Source organism: Ralstonia sp. VS2407 (assembly GCF_052950655.1).
In genome coordinates this window covers 1-502 of the sequence record NZ_JBRFVG010000173.1, presented here as the reverse complement: position 1 = coordinate 502, position 502 = coordinate 1, and the positions used below count along the sequence as shown (strand labels likewise).

The window sequence follows — 502 nt, the reverse complement described above, 5'->3', positions numbered from 1 at the left end:
CGCTTTGCCTGAGACATCGCGATGAACATTTGTTACCTGGACTATGACGCCGTCCTGCACGACGGCAATGTATTGCGCAACCGCGTCAAGGGTATGCACATCAAGACACCCGGCCGTACCTTTTTCGAGTGGATGCCGATCCTCGATGAGCTGCTTGCGCCCTATCCCGACCTGAAAATCGTTCTGTCGACAACCTGGGTACGCGAACTGGGTTTCGACGCGGCAAGGCACGAACTTTCGCCATCGCTGCGCGAGCGCGTGATCGGGTCGACCTTCCTGCATCCGAACATCGTCAAGATGACCTTTGATACCATGCCCCGCGGCATGCAGATACTGGGCGACGTCGAGCGCCGCCAGCCGTCGCAATGGTTCGCTCTGGATGACGACGCCCTTGGCTGGCCGGTTCGCTGGCGGGACCGCCTTGTCCTTACGAACGATAAGCTCGGACTGAGCGACCCGGCGGTGCAGGACAGCGTCCATCGAAAACTGCAGGAGATTTACC

The 502-nt window shown here is 59.4% G+C and carries 1 protein-coding gene; it reads left to right on the top strand.

Going from position 1 to position 502, the window contains the following annotated elements:
* Positions 1-21 precede the first annotated feature (21 nt).
* The coding region (locus ACU8YE_RS24465; protein WP_446929979.1) for an HAD domain-containing protein at positions 22-502 on the top strand (481 nt) is incomplete at its 3' end.